The organism is Leptospira dzoumogneensis, from assembly GCF_004770895.1.
Lineage (GTDB): Bacteria > Spirochaetota > Leptospiria > Leptospirales > Leptospiraceae > Leptospira_B > Leptospira_B dzoumogneensis.
The window spans coordinates 429,233-449,126 of sequence record NZ_RQHS01000005.1 but is presented as its reverse complement, the minus strand read 5'-3'; the positions used below and the strand labels follow the sequence as shown (position 1 = coordinate 449,126).

At 40.9% G+C, this 19,894-nt stretch carries 18 protein-coding genes; 7 read left to right on the top strand and 11 right to left on the bottom strand.

Features of this window, described 5'->3' with window-relative positions; all coding sequences use genetic code 11:
• Positions 1–1,545 carry a cellulose synthase family protein gene (locus EHR06_RS03450; RefSeq protein ID WP_135756088.1) on the bottom strand — a complete coding sequence of 515 codons (1,545 nt, stop codon included), beginning with the start codon at positions 1,543–1,545 and terminating at the stop codon, positions 1–3.
• A gap of 386 nt (positions 1,546–1,931) precedes the next feature.
• Here EHR06_RS03450 and EHR06_RS03445 point away from each other — a divergent pair, with 386 nt between their 5' ends.
• The gene (locus EHR06_RS03445; RefSeq protein WP_135755730.1) at positions 1,932–2,663 is read left to right on the top strand and encodes a motility protein A; all 732 of its coding nucleotides are present in this window, start codon (positions 1,932–1,934) and stop codon (positions 2,661–2,663) included.
• Positions 2,664–2,836: 173 nt separating this feature from the next.
• Here the strand turns inward: EHR06_RS03445 and EHR06_RS03440 are convergent, their stop codons facing one another.
• The 4 genes from EHR06_RS03440 to EHR06_RS03425 form a co-directional block, all read right to left on the bottom strand.
• Positions 2,837–4,447, bottom strand: a complete 1,611-nt coding sequence (locus EHR06_RS03440; protein WP_135755729.1) for a hypothetical protein — start codon at positions 4,445–4,447, stop codon at positions 2,837–2,839.
• Between the two features lie 10 nt (positions 4,448–4,457).
• Positions 4,458–6,131, bottom strand: a complete 1,674-nt coding sequence (locus tag EHR06_RS03435; RefSeq protein WP_244288477.1) for a hypothetical protein — start codon at positions 6,129–6,131, stop codon at positions 4,458–4,460.
• The gene (locus tag EHR06_RS03430) at positions 6,091–7,572 is read right to left on the bottom strand and encodes a potassium/proton antiporter (RefSeq protein WP_425269475.1); all 1,482 of its coding nucleotides are present in this window, start codon (positions 7,570–7,572) and stop codon (positions 6,091–6,093) included. Before EHR06_RS03430 ends, EHR06_RS03435 begins: the two co-directional genes overlap by 41 nt.
• 97 nt (positions 7,573–7,669) lie before the next feature.
• Positions 7,670–8,008: a DUF1292 domain-containing protein gene (locus EHR06_RS03425; protein WP_100709161.1), complete on the bottom strand. Its 339-nt coding sequence runs from the start codon at positions 8,006–8,008 to the stop codon at positions 7,670–7,672.
• Between the two features lie 107 nt (positions 8,009–8,115).
• Between EHR06_RS03425 and EHR06_RS03420 the strand changes: the two genes are divergently transcribed.
• The gene (locus EHR06_RS03420) at positions 8,116–10,602 is read left to right on the top strand and encodes an ATP-binding protein (protein ID WP_135755727.1); all 2,487 of its coding nucleotides are present in this window, start codon (positions 8,116–8,118) and stop codon (positions 10,600–10,602) included.
• A gap of 10 nt (positions 10,603–10,612) precedes the next feature.
• Positions 10,613–10,825: a hypothetical protein gene (locus tag EHR06_RS03415; RefSeq protein WP_135755726.1), complete on the top strand. Its 213-nt coding sequence runs from the start codon at positions 10,613–10,615 to the stop codon at positions 10,823–10,825.
• A 5-nt stretch (positions 10,826–10,830) separates the two neighbouring features.
• Here EHR06_RS03415 and EHR06_RS03410 read toward each other — a convergent pair whose 3' ends face one another.
• Genes EHR06_RS03410 through EHR06_RS03395 form a run of 4 tightly spaced genes read right to left on the bottom strand, consistent with a single transcriptional unit; the run spans position 10,831 to position 13,505 of the window.
• Entirely contained in the window at positions 10,831–11,121 is a 291-nt protein-coding gene (locus EHR06_RS03410; protein ID WP_100721849.1) for an HNH endonuclease, read from the bottom strand.
• 2 nt (positions 11,122–11,123) lie between these two features.
• Positions 11,124–12,110 carry a type I phosphomannose isomerase catalytic subunit gene (locus EHR06_RS03405; protein WP_135755725.1) on the bottom strand — a complete coding sequence of 329 codons (987 nt, stop codon included), beginning with the start codon at positions 12,108–12,110 and terminating at the stop codon, positions 11,124–11,126.
• A gap of 6 nt (positions 12,111–12,116) precedes the next feature.
• Positions 12,117–12,785, bottom strand: a complete 669-nt coding sequence (locus tag EHR06_RS03400) for a J domain-containing protein (RefSeq protein WP_135755724.1) — start codon at positions 12,783–12,785, stop codon at positions 12,117–12,119.
• A gap of 27 nt (positions 12,786–12,812) precedes the next feature.
• Complete coding sequence (locus EHR06_RS03395) at positions 12,813–13,505, bottom strand: LIC_12936 family protein (RefSeq protein WP_135755723.1); 693 nt, start codon at positions 13,503–13,505, stop codon at positions 12,813–12,815.
• A gap of 118 nt (positions 13,506–13,623) precedes the next feature.
• On the opposite strand from EHR06_RS03395, the gene EHR06_RS03390 reads away from it, so the two are divergent.
• Positions 13,624–13,956 (top strand): STAS domain-containing protein, encoded by a 333-nt coding sequence (locus EHR06_RS03390; protein WP_100769555.1) that lies wholly within the window; start codon positions 13,624–13,626, stop codon positions 13,954–13,956.
• A gap of 3 nt (positions 13,957–13,959) precedes the next feature.
• Here the strand turns inward: EHR06_RS03390 and EHR06_RS03385 are convergent, their stop codons facing one another.
• Complete coding sequence (locus tag EHR06_RS03385) at positions 13,960–14,583, bottom strand: LIC10729 family protein (protein ID WP_135755722.1); 624 nt, start codon at positions 14,581–14,583, stop codon at positions 13,960–13,962.
• A 35-nt stretch (positions 14,584–14,618) separates the two neighbouring features.
• On the opposite strand from EHR06_RS03385, the gene EHR06_RS03380 reads away from it, so the two are divergent.
• Entirely contained in the window at positions 14,619–15,551 is a 933-nt protein-coding gene (locus EHR06_RS03380; RefSeq protein ID WP_135755721.1) for a bifunctional riboflavin kinase/FAD synthetase, read from the top strand.
• 20 nt (positions 15,552–15,571) lie between these two features.
• Here the strand turns inward: EHR06_RS03380 and EHR06_RS03375 are convergent, their stop codons facing one another.
• On the bottom strand, positions 15,572–16,129 hold the full coding sequence (locus EHR06_RS03375) for a hypothetical protein (RefSeq protein WP_135755720.1): 558 nt from the start codon (positions 16,127–16,129) through the stop codon (positions 15,572–15,574).
• 218 nt (positions 16,130–16,347) lie between these two features.
• Here EHR06_RS03375 and EHR06_RS03370 point away from each other — a divergent pair, with 218 nt between their 5' ends.
• The gene (locus EHR06_RS03370; protein WP_135755719.1) at positions 16,348–18,093 is read left to right on the top strand and encodes a SpoIIE family protein phosphatase; all 1,746 of its coding nucleotides are present in this window, start codon (positions 16,348–16,350) and stop codon (positions 18,091–18,093) included.
• Positions 18,090–19,880, top strand: a complete 1,791-nt coding sequence (locus EHR06_RS03365; RefSeq protein WP_135755718.1) for a SpoIIE family protein phosphatase — start codon at positions 18,090–18,092, stop codon at positions 19,878–19,880. Before EHR06_RS03370 ends, EHR06_RS03365 begins: the two co-directional genes overlap by 4 nt.
• The last annotated feature ends 14 nt before the right edge of the window (positions 19,881–19,894 follow it).

Genomic DNA, 19,894 nt, shown 5'->3' with positions numbered 1-19,894 from the left:
TCAGGCTTCCTGAGGGATCTCTTCCTGAGCTGCGTTTCTTGCTTCTTTATATTTCCAAGTAAATTCTTGGAAAGATTTAAAAGCTACGAAGAAGAAACCGATCCCATAGATCAATAGGAAGCCCACGATATAAGGACGTCCCACTAAGAAAGATAGCACAACGGAAAACACACAATAACAACCTAGCAAGAACTCAAGAACTACATGGAAATCCAAAGGAACTGTGTATTTCAGCCTTTCTTTCAGAGAGTCCGAGTTGTTTTCGATTCTCAATTTAGGAGTTCTTTTGAAGGAGGATTGGATCCCCAAAACAGCCTCGAGCCAAGCTCTGGTGTTTACGATCGCGATCCCGGTTCCGATCATGATCAGGATTGGAAGATATAATAATCTCTTTTTCCAATCTTTGTATAATGTCTTCTGTGAGTATGCGTAGAAGAATAGAGGCCCAACTGATCCGATAGAAAGGATCGCTGCAGTTCCGGACAATACTTCCAACGGTAGATCGTAGAAGCTGAAACCTGACCAGTATTCCATTAATAATAACGGAGCGCTGAATAGAATGTTCACTATCATAAGAGGGTGAACGGAATAATTGATCAAGTGGGTCACAGCCTCAGCCTTGGTTTTCCAAGGTAGGTCCGCTTTCCAGATACGAGGAAGAAGTTTCACTGCAGTCTGGATGGAACCCTTGCACCAACGGAACTGTTGGGACTTGTATGCTGACATCATCGCAGGAATTTCTGCAGGACAAACCACATCTTTAAAATAACGGAACTTCCAGCCTCTTAGCTCTGCGCGGTAAGAAAGGTCGAAGTCTTCGGTAAGAGTATCATGCTCCCAACCGCCGGCATCCTCGATCGTTTTCTTTCTCCAAGTACCTGCAGTACCGTTGAAGTTCATCCAAAGTTTAGAACCGTTTCTTGCTACCTGCTCGATCATGAAGTGACCGTCGATACCGAAACTTTGAGCTTTGGTTAGAATATTATAATCCGCGTTGATATGTCCCCAACGTGCTTGTACCATTCCGATCTGAGGATCGTCAAAGTAAGCCATGGTTTTGAGAAGGAAGTCGGGATCCGGCATGAAGTCCGCATCGAAGATAGCGATATAATCCCCTTTGGAAACTCTCATCCCCTCGTCCAGGGCACCGGCCTTATGACCTACACGGTTGGTTCTGTGAAGGTGATGGATATCGAAACCTTGGGCCTTGTATTTTGCTACTAAGGACGCAGCTTTTTGGATGGTCTCGTCAGTAGAATCATCCAGAACTTGGATCTCTAATTTATCTTTAGGGTATTTTAGTGCAATTGTGGAGTCGATCAAACGATCTACTACGTAAAACTCGTTAAAAATAGGGAGTTGAACGGTAACTACTGGAAGGCTTGGATCGTCCAGAGAAAGGTTTCTGCTCGGGTCTGTATCACAATTGGTGTTGTACTTTTTGTACAGATACACCATGATATATGTGTGAATTCCAAAGAAAAATAATCCTAGAATATCCAGGGCGTAAATTCCCAAAAACAGAACGGTGACTACAGTGAGCATTTGGGACAAAAATTTTGGAAATACCTAAAAAGTCAATGGATTTTGCAGCGCAACATTCAAAGCCAACTTTTTCGCTCCTGAATTAAATTGACCCTCTTCCGGAAAAAATGGGCGAAACCCCTAAGGTCCCAACTTTGAGATCCGATATTCTAAATCGGATGGACCTTTAACCTCCCTGGTTAAAGCCAATCCACTGCGAATTTTCACTTTCTTGTAGAGGGGATGGACGAAACCGTCCCTTATTTTTTTGTAGGGGGAAGTCTCCCCCTCGCTCCAGCCGCGTCCCGCGTCTTCCGCTACCCCCTCTGATGCTCACGCAGAGTCGCAAAGACGCAAAGGGTTCAAAAAGACTTGTCTCTTGGACATAATCTACCTAATTTGCTCCCATGCGTTCGGCTATCTTAGGTTTAATTGCCGCATTTGCTTCCGTTCTATTAGCGATCTTATTGGAAGAAGCGCATTTTCTTTCCTTTCTCAAACTATCCGCGCTCGTATTGATCTTGGGTGGAACTGCGGGCGCGACGTTTGCAAGTTATACTCCGGAAGAATTTGCAAACTTGATCATTCACTTGAGAGAATCTCTTTTTCCTAAAAGAGAATTTTCCCTCTCAGACGTATTTTTGGACTTCGCAGAGAAGGCCCGCAAGAACGGACTATTATCGTTGGAAGACCAACTAGCAGGTGTACCTGATTCGTTCTTAAGAAAAGGGATCCAACTCATCGTGGACGGAACAGATCCAAGAGCAGTGGAAGAAATTTTATTCGAAGCAGCGGAAGGTTTGGAGAATAAGGAAACTCGTTCCGCAAAAATTTTAGAAACCGCGGGAGGATTTTCTCCTACCATCGGGATCATCGGAACTGTGATGGGACTCGTGAGTGTGCTGGAAAATTTGGGAGCCGGAACAAGAGCTCTTGGAGAAGGGATCGCCACTGCATTCATCGCAACTTTCTACGGGATCGCGTTTGCAAACTTAGCTTACTTTCCGTTGGCGAATAGACTTAGGACTTGGGCATTTTCTAGAGACAGAAGAAGACAGGCAATTATTAGAGGGATTATTTCTCTGCAAACAGGAGACAACAGAAGGATCCTTGTAGAGAGAATGGCGCCGTTTTTGTAGGAGGTCCTACAAGGGAAGGCGGCCCCCGCCCGAGTTCGGGCGGAGGAGGAGGGCCCGTGGGAGAAGCCTGGCTCCCTATATCACAAAATCCTAATTTTTACAATCAGTTTTTCAAGCGTGAAATTTTGTAGGAATTCCTACATATTAAAGCAAGATTATCAATTTATAATGAATTAGTTCCCTTCATTCTTTTCGCGGCTCTCTTCTGCCCATATTTTCTTTTCGCGAGCCTCGTCTATTAAATATGGTTCCTTGTATTTTCGAAAAGAGCCGAATTGAAACTTCCAGAACAAATCCAATCTCCTGGGATCGAAAATCTCTCCCCTTGTCAGTAAGTTCAAAGAATCATAATATTCTTTTAGTCTAGGGTCTTGGATCTTATTTTCTCCGGATCCTACGGACTCAAAATATCCTGCGGGTAAATGCCTGACCTTATGACCCACCCTCCCCTTTCCTTGGATCCTGGAAAGAAGAGGATCCCCTAATGCAATTATATCTATGATATACTGATCCGTAAGAAAAAATCCGACTACTCCTGTATTATATTTTATGAATACTTTCTGATCGGTCGGAGGGAAAAAAGGTCTTTTACTCGCCAGGTTGGAAAGAATAGAGCCGTCTCTATCGTACCAAGAGAGGCCGGTACTGACGTAATACCAAAACTTCTCGTCCGTAATCCCTATTTTATCTAAAACCCAAGGATTTTTACTCACTTGTTGTTTAACAGGATGAATAGGAGTAGAGAATAAAAGAATATTATAAAGAATTAAAGTAGATCCCAAGATATAGATCTCTTTTTTCTCTATATTTTCCAGGCGAACCAATGAGATCCCGAAAAGAAAGACCACATAAGTGAAAAATCTTCCGGCCATAAAGTCCCCGCCTACAAAGAGAATATATACTAAATATGGCAAAGAAAAGATCAAAGATATTAAAATAGAACTCGAATTCTTCCGCACAAATGCCCGAATAACCGCCACGATCGGAAGAAATACAAATGCTATTGAATCCCATTTCAGTTCATAAAGATAATATTGTAATCCCTGCGAAAGTATCTGGATAAATGGATCTTCTACATTCGTTTTGGAATAATACGTATTCGGCAAAAGAGAACCGTAGTACAAAGCGGAAAATAGAAACCAAAGAACCGCAGGCAAACTGCAAAGGAGGATCTTAGAACTTAAGGAAATATTAATTTTCCCCTTCTTCCAGTCCTGGACAAAAACGATCAGAAGCGGAATTATAAAGATTAGAATAAAATCGATCCTGGAGACTATACCAAGACTGGCAAGAAAGACCAGGCCGGGTAATTTGGGATCACCCTCTTCTTCTTTTTTAAAATATAAATAGAAGAAGATCGCTTCGATTAAATAGTTCAGAGAATTTTCCAGGCCTGAATAGGAATAATCTACGAAAGATCTGGAAGATAAAAGAAATCCGAATCCAAGCCAAAATGAAACTTTAGAAACTGAGATCTTTCTCAAAAAATAAAATGCGGAAAGTCCCCAAACAAATGAACTAAAAAAAGACCAGAATACTATATTCTGATACATATAATAAAAAGGAGAAAGAAGTAAGATCAAAAGTGGATTCGTAAATGCCTGCACACGTTCCGCCACATTCCAGCGTAAACCGAATCCGTTTACAAAATGATCTAAAACTCTAAAGCTGATAAACGAATCGTCGCTTAACCATGCGTTTTGGTAAGAAATATAGGAGAAGATAATAAGAACTAATACGGATTCTGCGTACGAAGATCTCGAGAGAATATTTCTCCACTTCATAGCTGAATATTCAGCGAACAAAGTCTTTAAAGATATCCGGAGGTAAAACTAATTCAATTTCGGAATTCTCGGACTTATCCTTATCCACAACATAATCGTCCGCTGGATATTTTCTAAACGAACCGAATTGATATTTCCAAAATAAGTCCCATCTTTTTCGATCCCAAATGGAACCTATAGTCAGAATTCGAATTCCTTCGTAATATTCTCGCAATGGCTCTTCTGTAATCATATTAGAATTTGATTCCAAACTTTCCATATAACCTTTTGGAAGCCATCTGATCTTATGACCGATCCGTCCCTTTCCTTTTAAGCGAGATAGTAAAGGATCGGGTAAGGCCCAGTGATCTACGATATGATATTTTGGCCCTAAAGAAAATCCGATAAAGCCGATATTGCTAATCCGCGGAATTCTTTCCTTCACAGTATAAATGGGAGATTTTTCTTTAAGCCTCTTAAGCAAAGATGCGAGCTCATTTCTTTTCTGAAATCCAGTTCTATGAAAATAGTAGCGCTTTTCGTCAACAATACCGTCACCATCCACATTCTGTACATAATCTAAAGGAGATTTAGGCATAGAATGTATCGGCGAAGGCAAAAATAATAAATTATAAAACAATAATAATCCGGCTACACCAATAACTTCTTTTTTACCAAATTCAGTAGCATTAGCTATGACTAATCCGAACATTAAAATAACGTAAGTAAAAAAACGTCCCGCCATAAAATCTCCGCCCACTAAAAGAATATAAATTAAATATGGGAGAGAAAAAAGAAAGCCGATCAGTAATCCGTTCTGTTTATTCTTAAAGAATAAAGTCAGAACAAACACAAATGGAAGAAAAATGAGTGAAATAGGATCCCAAATGATCTGATTATAGTAATACAAGAAACCTTGTTGAAAAACTTGACTTAAAGAATCCGTAATATTTGTTTTTGCATAATACGTATTCGGCAGTAGAGAACCGTAATAAACTGCAGCAAATAAAAACCACAAAATCAAGGGAATAGAAGCTAAAAAGGAAATTGTAACGGTTTTTTGAGTAATACGTCTTTCTTTCCACTCTTTCCAAAAACAATAAATAGATGGAATTACAAAAATTAAAACGAAATCCATCCTAGAGATAATAGCCAAGGACACCAAAAAAGTTAGGATGGGAAGTTTAGATTCTTTTTCGGACCTATAATCTTTCCAGAAAAAGTAAAAAAAAGCCGCTTGGATCAAGTAATTTAGAGAATTCTCTAATCCTGAATACATGTAGTCAAAAAAGGCCTTAGAAGAAAAAAGAAAAGCGACTGAGATTAGAAACGATGTCTTAGACCTGGCTATTTTTTTAAGAAATAATAAAGTCCCTATCCCGAAGAAAAATGAAGTTATAAAGGAAAGAGATGCTATATCGTTCCAAATAATATAAGGAAAAAGTAATAATAAAACTAAAAGAGGATTTGTAAATACTTGGACCCTGTCAGCAATATTCCAACGTAACCCATATCCGTTAGCAAAGTTATCCACTACCCTAAAGCTAATAAATGCATCATCAGATATCCATGCATGCTGGTAAGAAAGATAACAAAAAAAGATGATCGCTAAAATTAAGTCTGAATATCGAATAGAATTGATTCTTTCCAAAAATTTCACTAAATTATACTTCCTTTCTCTCTCCCATTCTGGAAAGAATTTCACGGATCTTATCTTCCGCACCTTCAGGAGTTAAAACTAAAAGAACATCTCCGTCTTCCATCTTGGTTTTACCGGTCGGGACCAAGTGAGAATCTCCCCTGTAAATCAAGGTGATCAAAGAGTTTTCCGGGAAATCCAATTCGTATACGAACTTACCTACCGATGCAGAACCGTACGGAACGATATACTCCAGTAGTTGGGTATCGCTCTTGTCCTTGTTCTCGAATTCGAATGGATAAGAAGCTCTTTGCTCCAAAGCTGCCTCGAGTCCTAAAATTCGGACTGCAAACGGGATCGTAGATCCTTGTAATAACAAAGAAGTTAATACGGTGAAGAAGACTATATGAAAGATCATCTCCGATTCAGGGAGTTGTTTTGCAAAAGGGAATGTCGCGAGAATGATCGGAGCAGCACCTCTTAATCCCACCCAAGAGACTAAAAGTTTTTCTCTCCAATCTACATTAAATCCAGTGAGAGCCAGGAACACTGCCGCGGGTCTCGCAATCACGGTTAGAAAAACGGAAAACGCGATTCCTAACGCGGCAACGGAAGGAATTTTAGAAGGAAATACCAGAAGTCCTAGGGTAAGGAACATCACGATCTGCATCAACCATGCAATCCCGTCCATAAAACGAACATTACTTCGTTTGTGAACGAAGGATCTATTTCCTATAATAATCCCTGCGATATATACCGCTAAGAACGGGTTCCCTCCGATCAAATCGGTTGCAGCATATACAAACAGAACGGAAGCTGAAAGTAATACCGGATACAAACCTTCATAATCCAGTTTGATACGGTTCATACCTCTATAGATCCAATATCCTAAAAGTAGACCTAAGATAATTCCTAAACTGAATTGTTGAAAGATAGTCCAGGCTAAAGCATCCCAAGAAGGAGAAGAAGTTCCCACAAATCCTAAAACGGAAGTGGTCAATAAAACAGCGAGTGGATCGTTACTTCCCGACTCCAATTCTAAAAGAGAAGTGAGTCCTTTTCTCATACCTATATTGCTGGTTCTAAGAACGTTGAATACAGCTGCAGCGTCGGTCGATGATACGATCGCACCCAAAAGAAATCCTATAATAGGATCGAACCCCATTACAAAAATTGCGAATACGGCTACGAACAAGCAGGTGAGAAGTACTCCCAATGTCCCGAGAGAAATTCCTTTCCCGAGTATGGGTTTTACCTTGACCCAGTCGGTCTCCAGACCTCCGGAGAATAAGATAAATGCTAGTGCAATGGAACCGACCTTGCGGGTCAGATCCGCGTCGTTAAACCAGATCTTTAGAATGCCGTCGGAACCTGCCAACATTCCGATCGTTAAGAATATAAGTAGAGAAGGAATTCCAAATTTTGTGGAAACGCGCAATAGACCTATGCTTAAGATGATAAGGCTCGAAAGAGCTAAAATTTGAAACTCGAAATTAAGAGCGTTCAATTCCACTACGATAGATTCTAATCCTTTGAAAATTATGCGATTTCTTTTTATATGAAAAAAACTATTTTCAAAACAAAAATCAAAACCATTGGACCCATTAGACTACGTCTGAGTTCAGTTCGTACAATAAATCTTCCAACTCTCTGGAGTCCGTGACTTCTACCAATCTGTCTTCTCCGAATTCGTCCGCCTCTATCTTCACGGCAAAGTATCCGAAACTTTCTTCTCCCTTTAAAAACCCTACATCCAGATTGATGAAGTCTGTTTCATCTTCGGAGGAAGGTATGAGTAAAAAATATTGGTGCTCGTCTAACTCTACTACTTCTCCCACAATAAAAGAATACGGATTTCCGTCCTCATCCAATAAGTGCAGAAGCTCGTCGCCCAGCTCCTCATGCTCCGTAGATTCGGTTTCCTTATCGTAAGATTCCAGCATAGAGTCTTTCCTTACCGTAAAGATCGGCCCAAAAAAGGATCCAGCTATGCCGTAAAAGGTGGACAAACTCGAAAATGCGTCATTTATAGGATGGAATTCCGTCATTTATGTATTCGAATCGCGTAATTTTCCCGATTTTTATTCTCTGCCTTCTATTCTTTTGGAATTGTGGAAGGGCAGATTATGATCTGGGAGAAATTCGAGAAGGTAAACTAGATCCAAAAACTTGGGACCCGAACAAAAAAATTCTTTCTCTAAGGGGAGAATGGGAATTGGTTCCGGGAAAATTTTTGGCTTCGGAACCTGAGTCCCAACAAATCCAAGAGAAAATTTACGCACCAGTTCCCCAGATCTGGAACGAATTTGCAAAAGAAGGTAAACTTTTATTTCCGAATGGAAAAGGTTTTGGGACCTATTCTCTTCAGATACAACTTCCTGAAAATTGCCCTGAGTTGATGTTAAAAGTTCCGGATCTAGGAACATCTTACTCAATTTACGCGGATGGAAAACTTTTAGAAACCGTTGGAAAAGTGGGAAAAACTCCGGAGACTTCGGTTCCGTTCCTGCAAACTTCACTGGTTCTTCTTCCCCAAAATCTGAAAAGATTGGATTTCGAGATCTCCAACTTCGCCCATATCAATGGAGGCCTTTGGTTTACTCCTGAGATAGGAATACCTTCTCTTATATTAAAAAAATTGCATTCTAGCCAAGCGGTGGATATTGCAAGTTCCGCTGCGGTTTTGGTGCTTGCGATCTATCAGATCATGGCTTTTATCAGAACAAGAGAAGAAAAAAGCCAATTGTATTTTGCGCTATTCTCCTTAGCTTCGGTATTCCGTTTTTTCCTGACCGGAAATAGATTATTCAATTATATATTCCCTGAGGTTCCTTGGGAGATCAGTTATAGATTAGAATATCTAAGCACCTATGTTCTATGTTCAGGATTTTTGTCCTATTCTGCCACTGCATTTAAACAGGATTTCCACCCAAAAACGGAAAAGATCTCTCTGATCGTGATGTTATTATTCGCAATTCCTACTCTGGTATTGCCTGCAGAATATTATGCAAGATTACTCTTCCCTTTCCAATTTACGATCCTAATAGGCGGGGCTTATACTTTATTGGGATGCGCCAGAGCGGTCATTCATGCAAGACCGGGTTCCAGATTTTTCTTAGTTGGGATCTCTTTTATAATCATCGCAGGAATAAACGATATTCTATCCTCTAATTATATATTAAATAACCATTATATATTAGCCCCGGCGATCTTTTTGTTCATATTCTTCCATAGTTTAGGATTTTCATTCTCCTTCTCCAGAGTTTTAAGAACTTCTATGGAAGCGGAGAAGGGGCTGCAGATCGCAAACCAGAACCTGAATGAACTCAAAACGGAACTGGAAAATAAGGTAGAGTCCAGAACAGTACAACTTACCGCCGCAAAGGAAAAAGCGGAATGGGAAGCGAAATACAGATACGATTTCTTGGCGATCATGAGTCATGAGATCCGCACTCCTTTGAACGGACTTTTGGGAACTTCTAATCTTCTTTCTGAAACTTCTTTGACCCAAGAGCAAAAAGAGTACGCGGAAATTATACAAGCATCCGGAGAGAACCTTCTCCATTTAGTGAACCAATTATTAGATCTTTCTAAAATAGAAAATCATCGTTTCGTGTTGGAGATCCTGCCTTTTGATCCTTTTGCGGTCCTGCAAAGAGCCTCCAGAGTGGTGAAAGCAAGAGCGGAAGAAAAAAGGGTCTTAGTAGATATATCTTATCCGGAACATCATCCCGGGATCTTTTTAGGGGACGAAGGAAGGATCCAACAAGTACTCTTAAATCTTTTGAGTAACGCGATCAAATTCACAGGCTCCGGAGGAAAGGTCTGCCTTGGAGTTCGTTTTTATGGAGAAGATCTTTTCTCCCGAGTATTGGAATTCTGGGTAGAAGATGACGGAGTAGGTATCGCAGAAGAACAAGCGGCAGTATTATTCGAACCTTTCGTGCAAGCGGACTCTTCCGTCGCTAGAAAATTCGGCGGAAGCGGACTCGGCCTGACCATTTCCAAAAAATTGGTAGAACTTATGGGAGGAAGTATCCGTATCACGAGTTCCCCGGGAAAGGGATCCAAATTTTCCTTCCTACTTCCATTCCCTCAAGAAGAACCTGAAAAACAAGAATTGGAAGAAGAGACAACTCCGCCTATCGTTCTACCTCCGCTCAAAATTTTACTCGTGGAAGACCAAGAATTTTCCAGGAGAGTTGCATTCGACATTCTCACTAAACTCGGGATGAAAGTACATTCTTTAGGAATGGGAAAAGATGCGCTCACTCAACTGGACAGAGAAAACTATGAGATCATACTTTTAGATATAGATCTTCCGGATATCAGCGGCTTAGAAGTTTCCAAAAAAATTAAGGAAACTTTCGCTCATCCTCCTTATTTGGTGGCTTGGACAGCGCACGCTTTACCGGGCTCGGAAGAATTTTTCGAAAGTTCAGGATTCGATTCTTATCTCAAAAAACCTTCTCTCAAAAGGGATTGGATCCTATTTTTAGAAAGATATGTACAGAGTAGACCTAAACCTGCGGACTAATTCATTCAAAATGCGTAATATATTCTTTTTTATTTTTATATTAATTGTTCTATTCGGATCTTACGACTGTAATTCCGGAGGAAAACAGGACTGCAGAAGAGCAACTCCAAGCGACAAAAAGACCTCAGAGATGCTGCAAACCGGTTGTTTGGCCGATCAGAACAATAAGACAGTCTGCGATCTATATCTTTTAGAAGCAGTATACCACACACATTGTTGGTGAGAAGATCAGAATTCTTCGAAAGGAAGTTTATTCTTTTTGGAATTATTGCAGTCTTTACAAGCAGGGACCAAATTCGCTTTGATAGACTTTCCACCTTTTGCCAAAGGAATCAGATGATCCATAGTGAGTTCGTCAGGTGGAAATTTTTTACCGCAGTAATGACAGATCCCGTCCGCTTTTTTCTTTCTCCACCAGGGAGTTTTGCGTAATTCTTTTGCGATCTGTCTTTGTTTTTTGATCTCGGATTCGCTGACCCAAAGCAGAGGCTCTTCCGAATATTCTCCTGGGCCGTTCATACTCAAGAATACTGGATCCAGTCGGAACCCGGACCGGACCAAGCCAAACGTAAGAAAGAAGATTTGGATTCGCAAGTGACTCCTTCTTTAATACCTGAAGCTGTGACTAAAACGGTATCTCCAGTTTTCAGATCCAGATCTTCTAATTTACATTCTCCACTCAATACCATCAAAACATGGAACACCGGCTCGGATGAAAAAGAAGGAAGAGAAAATTTCTTATTAGAATCTATCTCTAAAATTTCCATTCTGAACTTATCATTCGCAGTCAAAACGGAACGAGAGAATTCGAAAGAATCAATTTGTTTAGGAACAAGTCTGTCCTTAGGATCTGCGGAAGAAAAATCCAAAACATCCAACGCTTTTTTAAGATGTAACTCTCTTGGTCTTCCGTAATCATACACTCTATAAGTGGAATCGGAAGATTGTTGGACTTCCATCAAAAGAATTCCACCGCCTATTGCGTGAATCCTTCCCGGGTTCAGAAGAAAAGAATCCAGTTCCTTTACTTCTACTTCGTTTAAAATTTCCTCTACACGATTTGTCTGTACGTATTCGGAAAATTCTTCTTTATTCGTTTGTTTAGAAAATCCACAAACTAGTTTGGAGCCTTTGTCTGCTTGTAAAACTGTCCAAGCTTCTTTTTTGCCTGCACTTTCAGGATCAAACTTCTCCGCATATGCGTCATCCGGATGTACTTGTACTGATAATTTTTCTTTAGCATCGATCAATTTGATCAATAAAGGAAAACTTTGTCCTTTAAAAGGTTTTCCGAGAACTAAGTCTGGATCGGAAGTATATACCTCTCTGAAAGTTTTTCCGGAACATTCTCCGTTCGTAATTCTGGAAAGATCCGAACCGTAATCCGAAATCTCCCAAGACTCTCCAATATCACCCGAAGGGATGGATCGCCCCAATACGGTTTCTAATTTTCTACCGCCCCAGACTTTTTCCTTATAGATAGGCTCGAATTTGAAAACCTTCTGCATATATGCCTATTTTTTTTGACCCTGGAAGAGTTCAATTTTAACTTTTAAGATTCTCTTCTTGAAATGAGTAAATACGTCTGGGCGAAATCCGGATAAGTCCAAAGTATAGATCCTGCCGGGGATCAAACTCCCCGGTTCCGGACTCCATTTTAGGTATCTATAACTTTTATAGGATCCCTTTCCGCCGCAAGAAGCGCAGTTCAGATCGGAACCTCTACATTCCGGGCAAATGGATCTGACTACTAAAGGAATGGCTGCGAATATTCTACCCAATAACTCTTCCGGTTTGAGGCAGATCCGAATATCATGATAGATGCCGGTGTATTTTTTGCGATCCCTGCTTCTCATTCCGGCGCGAAGAAGGCCCCTTCTTGCAAATTCAACTGCTTGGGTAGCGAATAAGATCCTGGAAGGCGGAATAAGATATATTCCGTTTTTTGCATGTTCTTCCTTCTTTCGGATCTTAAATTCTTGATCGAAACGAGAACGTTCTTCCGGTTTGGAAAGTACCTGATACGATTCCAAAACTTTCAAGAATACTGGTTTGGAGCCTGTGAGCCGATTGTCCGGATGGAAAATTTTGGCGAGCTCCCTATATCTATGTTTGATAGATTCAAGGCTTGCACCGTAGTTCAGGCCCAGAACCCGATAATGATCTGTCCAGGCCGAACTCATGGTAAAATTTTAGACTCTAAAATCGGTTTAACGATTCGAATTATATTCCTGGTAGGAACCGCCGCCTTCCAAACCGTCCAGCATGGTATCCACATCCTTTCTGTCTGCTCGGATCGTTCCTTCCACATATTTGTCTATTGCTTGGACCACTTCTGCAAGATTGTCTCGATAGGAACGTACAAACTTGACTCTTTGGTACGGGCTTCTGATATTTCCTAGATTATATACTTCTTCTTTTGTTCCCGCATCCGTTTTTCTTTTTACGACTAAAACAATGCTAGAAATATCGGAGGCTATAACCTTCTCGTTTTTTAACTCTCCGATCTCGTCGTTGATCGGTCTGAGTTTAGTAACCAGTGATTTTCGGGTGATGAAGCGGACTCCATCTAGTTTTAGGGAACCTTCTCCCCCTGAAACTTTTAAATAAAACTTTTTATCTACTAAAAATCTGTCGCGGACCGGGAAGTTAAAATTTTCCATCGCAGGAACAAACTGGAAATACTCATTATCAATAATTTTTTTCCGACTGTTCAGGAAAGGGAGCATATCCTCGATCCTTTTATGGAAATCCTTGATATCTTTTGTGAGTCCTTCTATGTCACGGACCTGCAAAGGTTCGTAAGGAAGAATTTTGATCTGACCGTCCTTCTCGAAGTCCTGAGAAAATATTTCCCAACTGAATAAGAAGATCAAAAGAAGTAAGATGAACGGTTTCTTCATTCGTATGATTCCGGACGATTTCCTATAATTAGTGTCGTCCATTCCGTCAAAAAGCCCGGATTTTTCCTAAAAATTCGTTGAATTCCGGCCGGATTCTACGAAAAGGGAAGGGACGGATATGGAAATCAGCATTAGAAAATCCAGCGAAACAAATATAATCAGCCTCTCCGGGAGCCTGGACATCTATACGTCCATAGATCTCAAAAACTTTTTCGAACAGAACATTGATCGAACCAACAATAACGTTGTGATCAACCTGGAAAAGTTAAACTATATCGATTCCTCCGGGATCGGGATGTTGATTAAACAACTGAATTATGTCCAAGAATTGAGCGGAAAATTTTTCATCGCGAACATGAAACCTGCGATCGAAAAAGTTTTCAAAGTAGCGGGATTGACTTCTTATTTCCAAACTCTTTCAGAGTCCGAGTTCACTAGCCAGTTTCCCTGATCTTCATGGATATTCCGGGGCGGTGTAGGACAAAAACACGTCCCAAACTCCCCAAAACCTACCCTTTTCTCCCGCCAGCGGTGTAAGATTCAAATTCAGTCTGCCTTCTCTCAACTCGGACGGATCTACAGTGATATAGACTGGAGGAGTTACTGCATAGATGGACTTTGAGTATAAATTCGCGTCCGGAAAGCGGATCGTTCTTTTTAGGATCCCATTTGCGGAAATCCTGAGTTCCCTATCCGGCAAAATCGCCGCATTTTCCGTTTTGGAGAATAGTGTGAGATCAAAATAAACGTAGATAATGTCTTTTCTGTTCGGATCGGCGATGAGTAGGATATCCAACCCAGTTTCCGGGACCATTTTACATTGGTTATCGAATAGGCGTCCCGTCCCGGCGCCGGGAGCAGGATCCTTTCTATCCGGAGCCAATTTCAAACCGTTATGATAGGCCCATATCGAAAGTTCGGGAAAGGTTTTATAATCCTCGGAAATATAGTTTTCTCCCCCCATCGGTTTGGAGAAATTCTCAAAATTTTTCGTTTTCCGATTTTCCTGACCGATCGGACCCTGTCCGGCAGCGGCAAGAATTAAGAATAAGAGAATTGCAATTCGGCGCCAGTCCATCTTTTTAGAATATCGACCGTCCTTTGGAGAGAAACTTGAAAATTCTTAGAAGTCTGGAGAACTTAAAAAGCAACCTAAAGACTTCCACAGTCGTAACTTTGGGGAATTTTGACGGGATCCATCTGGGCCACCAGGCTCTTTTAGAAAGAACCAAGGAAATTTCCCTGGAAAAAGGTCTCCCCTCCTGCGTTATCACCTATCATCCCAACCCTGCTCTTGTTTTAGGAAAAGACAAGGACCTGGGAGGGATTACCACCCAAGCAGATAAGGAAAATTTAATAGAATCATACGGTATCGATTGGCTAGTCGTTGTCCCATTCACTTTGGAATTCGCCCAAATCGAGGCGGAAACCTTCTTAAAAGAAATCCTAATCAACGAACTAGGAGCAAAATCCATTCTGATAGGATTCAATCATTGTTTCGGAAAAGGTAGAAGAGGAGATTATGAACTTCTCAAAAAATACTCCTCCGAATACGGATACGATTTGGAAAAATTGGATCCCGTTTTTTTAGGCGCTACAAAACTTTCCAGCTCCTATATTCGCTCCTTATTGAGAGAAGGTAAGGTAGAAGAAGCGGAAGAATGCCTTGGAAGAGAATTCTCAGTTACCGGAACAGTCGTACAAGGCCACCAAAGAGGAAGAACGATCGGATTTCCTACTGCAAACGTGCAAGCATTGCCTGAGCTGATCCTTCCCGGTGTAGGAGTTTATGCGGGAAGGACCGAGGTAGAAGGCAAAACCTATCCTTCTATGATCAATATCGGGAACAATCCTACATTCGGTGACCAAGCAGTCACATTAGAAAGTCATATATTCGATTTTTCTGATGATATCTATGGGAAGAAGGTCCATGTGATCTTTACCAAAAAGATCAGAGAAGAGATCAAATTCCCGGGAGTAGACGCCCTGGTCTCTCAATTGAAGAAGGACGAGACTCTTTCCAGAAAAATACTGCAAGAAAGATAGTCGCTTCATATCAGGTTTTCTTAAAATTTAAATCCGCCGAATATAAGAATTCCTTTTCTTCCCAAAAGAATACCTTCCAAATCCTTTGGAGGAGTATATCGCAGGATATTTGCAAATAAATGAGTAGGAATATGATCCGCCCAATTCGGCACGGATTGAAAGAACGGATCCCAAGATAAGCCGCCCAAGCCCTCCTCTTCTACCAAAACGATCTCTTTCCCTGAAAACTCTTCGAACCAAGTTTTTAAAGAATGAAGTAAATTCGATTTATTTAAAATACTGGTCCCTTTCGGAAAATCTAAAAGGTATTTTTGAGAGTATTTTGTCCGGCAGGACTCGTTGGAACAGATAATATATCTGACTTCTTCCAAAAATGCAGCCCAATCTCTAAGCCTTCCTCTGGACTTGTACCATGGAGTTTTACTGGATACCCCGCATTCAGGGCAAATACATACCGGAGTAAGAGTTACTCCTTTAAAGGAAAGTATCGGAGCCTCTTTTGAAGGATAGGATATTGATTCTTGGATCAAATAATCGGAGCTAGGTTCCATCGTTCCTACCGGATCCAGTCCACTCATTCGATTTCCCTCTTAGGCCGCGACGGAGCGTTAGTCGCGTCAATTCTATATACAATGTCGTCTAACGCAATCTATTTTCTTAATAAACAAATCCTGTTTCCTGGATTTTAAACTCCGCAAAAACTGCGGTTTTCAGGCCTAAAAAAGGTCCGTCGACAAGTCATTCGGGATTGATTCCGAATTAGGACCCGGTTAGGATGCCTCGAAGCGTCAGGCCTATGAATTATTACCTTTTTCTGCCAATAAGCGCTCTAATCATAAATACTCTTCTTATTTCATATGTTTTCGCGAGAAGGTTCCGAAGTGCAGTTATCCGGGACTTTTTGCGATTCGTTCTATTCTTAAATCTTTGGCTGGTTTCTTATATTTTATATTGGAGCATGCTTCCCCCCGAATGGATGACTCCTATTTTTAAACTTTCTTGTTTTACCTGGATCCCTGTTGGCCTCTTATTCTTAGAAACAGTACATAGATTTTTAAACATTCGTTCGACAATCCTACTCCCATTCTTCCGTTTTTCCGTGGTTCTCACTATCTTCTTAACCGCATCTACGGATTGGATCATCAAAGGTTCTATTCTATATGATTGGGGTTACGAATTAGAACCGGGGATCTTATTCGTTCCATTTAGTACGATTGCGGTCAGTGGTCCTGCGATCTGGGGACTGTATCTTCTTTTAAAAGAAAGATTCAGGACAAAACAAAGAAAGATCAGACAACAATTGAATTTTTGGATCTGGGGCACCACGATCGCACTCGGGATCAGCGCTTATACCGAATTATTTAATCTGGACGAACAAGGTAGATTTTTATTCGTTCCATTAAGCCCTGCAGCGATCAGTATACAGGCATTTTTCATTTTTGTGGCGATCACACGTTACGGATTTTTAAATATCAGTTTAGAAAGGATCGCAGTCGAATTATTCCGAGACATTCACGATGGGATCGTTCTTACAAAAGAGAACCATGAGTTCTTTTTTGCGAACCAGGCAGCGATCGCGATCTTAGACGGTTCTCCATCCAGAGAAGGTCTGTTCAAACCTGAATGGCATTTTGCAAACTATAGACAAGAGCAGGATCATATTCCTAGAGACTATCAGTTAATAGGTAACTCGGTCTTACAATTCATAGAACTTACGGTTTCGGAGATCAGGATCACGGAGAATGAATCGGGAACTCTTTATCTTTTAAGAGATATCACTGAAAAAAAAGCAGCACAAGAGAAGATCCACCAATTATATTCACAAATCGTAAATGACCTAGAGATTGCTCGCGTTACTCAAGCTTCTATCATTACCCAAAAATTTCCGGACAAAGGTTCCTATAGGATACATTCTTTTTTCCAACCGATAGACAAGGTAGGCGGGGATATGTTGAGAGTGATTGAACATCCCGGAGAAAGGGTGGATATATTATTCGCGGATGTTTCAGGTCATGGGATCGCCTCAGCCATGGTGGGAGGAATGCTTTCCATCGCGTTCCAGATCGTATCGGATAAAAAACTTTCTCCCAAAGAAAGTTTGTCCGAGATCCACGAAATGCTTTCTAAGGTAGTATTGCATCATCATATCTCTGCAGTCTATGCCAGTTTTTATCCTCAGGAAAATAGAGTAAGATTCTCTTACGCGGGGCATCATCCTATGCTCGTTTTCAGAGAAGGTAAAATTTACCCTCTGGAAGGAGAAGGCAGGATCTTACTCGCCGTCAAAGAATTACATTTGAACGATTATCATTTCGACCTGCAAACTTCCGATAGATTATTATTCTATTCGGACGGTTTATACGAAGTGAAGAATGATCTGGGAGAAATTTTCGGTTACGAAGAATTCTTAGATTGGATCCAAGGAATGGCGGATAGGGACACCCGCTCTTTATTGGAAGCAGCTCACAGAAAAGCGTTGGAATTCGGGAATGGAAAACACAATGACGACTTGGCTATGTTGGCCTTGGAGATCGGACCATGAACCCGTATCTGATCCTTCCATTATTCGCATTATTCATCAATCTATGGCTGTTCACTTATGTTTTAGCTCTAAAAGGAAAACATAAAGTAGTTCATTTATATCTTTTGTATTCGGGCGCATTGAGCCTCTGGATCATTTCTATTATCCTATATTGGTCCTTCTTACCGTTCCATTGGATGATATGGATCTTTAAGATCAGCTCTATTTCCTGGTTATTGGTCGGTCCTTTATTTTTAGAGTTCGTATTCGCATTCTTATCAAAAAATCCGAATATAGTTCTATATCTTTTAAGAGGACTAGCTCTCGCAATCTTTCCGATCACGCTAACCACGGATTGGATCATAGTAGGAGTAGAAAGAAAATATTGGGGGGATATGCTTATACAAGGTCCTCTTTATGTATATGGGATCAATCTACTTACGGTTTCTCCTCCGGTATATGCTATCTTTCTTTTGATTTTCGAATCCAGGAAAGAAGAGATAGGATTCAGAAAACAATGTTACCTTTTGGCATTCGGAACATTCTTATCATCCGTGCTTGGATTTTTGACCACCGTACTTCCTAGGATCTTATCCAAAGGAGATCTAAACTATCCTCCTTTGAGCGGAAGTGTAAGTGTGATCCAATCCGCCTGCGTATTTATAGCGATCGCAAAATACGGATTTTTAGAGATCCGATTGGAAAAGATCGCACTCCAATTATATGCAAAGCTAAGAGAAGGTGTGATCCTATTATCCGCTTCGGATGACCTGTTATATTGGAACGAAAGTGCAAAAGAAATGTTAGGTTTTCCTAAAGCGACTCCCACACCCGAAAAGCTGGATCTAGGAAAATTTTTAGAAGGATTTACAAGAAGACCATTTTCCAGAATGGACTTCAAAAGAAAGTTTTCGGAAACAAAAAAGATCTCTTCCGAAGAAGATATGTTCCCCTCTTCCGATTCGGTTTATCTAGAAGTTTCCAAATCCGAAATCCCAATTTCAGGAAGAGACTTAGGCAAAGTGTACGTTCTTCGGGATATTACCGAAAAGAAAGAAGCTTCGGAAAGGATCAATATGCTCTACTCCAGGGTGATCCGAGATCTAGATATAGCAAGAGAAGTCCAAAACACGATCACTACTCGGGATTTTCCGAGCTCGGATAAGTTTAAGATATTCTCCTATTTCCGCCCTTACGATAGAGTAGGAGGAGATGTTCTGAATTGTTCCGAAAGTGCGGACGGAAGTCTGGAGATCCTATTCGCGGATGTTTCAGGACATGGGATCTCCTCTGCGATGGTAGCTGCAATGGCATCCATCTCATTTAACGTATTTTCCAGAAAAGGAAACAAACCTAAGGAAGGTTTATTATTCACGAATGATCTGCTTTCTTCCGTAGTGACACAACATTTTATATCCGCGGTTTTCCTTAAATACGACCCTAACACAAGAATATTAGAATATAGTTATGCAGGTCACCATGCTGGGCTTCTTCTTAGAGACGGACAAACCTTGGATTTACAAGGAAAAGGAGGGGTCTTACTCGCCGTAGGGACCCCTATCTTGGAGGATTTTCAGATACAACTAAAACCTGGAGACAGGGTATTATTATATTCCGACGGTTTATTCGAGGTCAGGGGATCTAAAGGAATTCCGATGGGAAATGCAACTCTTGTGGAAGCGGTAAAAAAACTTTCTTACCAGGATTCGGACAGCCTGATCCGCTCCTTAGTATCCTATTCGGAATCCTTCGGAGACGGGATCATGACGGACGATCTAACCTTATTCTGTTTAGAAATTAACGGTTAGCGCGACCCGCAAGC